Annotated in this window: 1 pseudogene; it reads right to left on the reverse strand. The window is 59.7% G+C overall.

Annotation, left to right across the window (positions count from 1 at the left end):
• Positions 1–414, reverse strand: a pseudogene (locus ACRZ95_RS23105) (glycosyl transferase family 1); the annotation flags it as partial.
• Positions 415–699: the final 285 nt, after the last annotated feature.

Raw genomic sequence — 699 nt, forward strand, 5'->3', positions numbered from 1 at the left:
ATTGGACAGATCCGTCAGCGCGCCCCCAAGATCTTCGGTTTCGACATTGCGCAGATAGATAAATGTGCGGGTGGCTTCCCGGTCGATGGCCTGCGCCAGCGGAACCGGCAGCCGTGACTGAAAAATCGCAACCTCGGCCCCGAAATCCGCAACAACCCTACGCACCGCCTGGTCCGCAAACCAGGCCCGGAAGACCGGGTAGCCAAGCGTCTCGTCCCGAACATAACCGCGCCTCGTCAGTTTCAGCAAAAGCCGCGCACGCCTTCCCAACCAGCCCTGCCCGGTCAATCCAGCAAGAACGCCCACTGTGTGGCCCCGCGATCTCAGCCTGCGAACCAGTTCCTGCGTGCTGGTTTGCGCCCCGCCATACATCTGCGGCAGGTAGGGATGGGCACTTCCAAAGAGAATTCGCACGGCGGGTTTACCTTATCGAGAACCTTGGGCGGCGTGCCGGACCGTCAAGGGCAGCCATGCGCATGCCCAAACGCGCTTCCCACGCATCCCGCTGGCAGACGCGCCTGATCTCGACTCCGACCCCAAAGGCAAGCCGTGAGGTGCAAGAATAACCGATCATCCAGCCGCAGATTCGAATCACCTTGAAACAGGTGCAGACTAGTCTTTCTCAAGTTAAGCATCTCTCGTTAAGCGCGAGTGGGGATTCGGGACATTCACATGCAAACCGTGCGCCGAGTGTTTAAA

The sequence above is a fragment of the Ruegeria sp. AI3 genome (genome assembly GCF_056541245.1).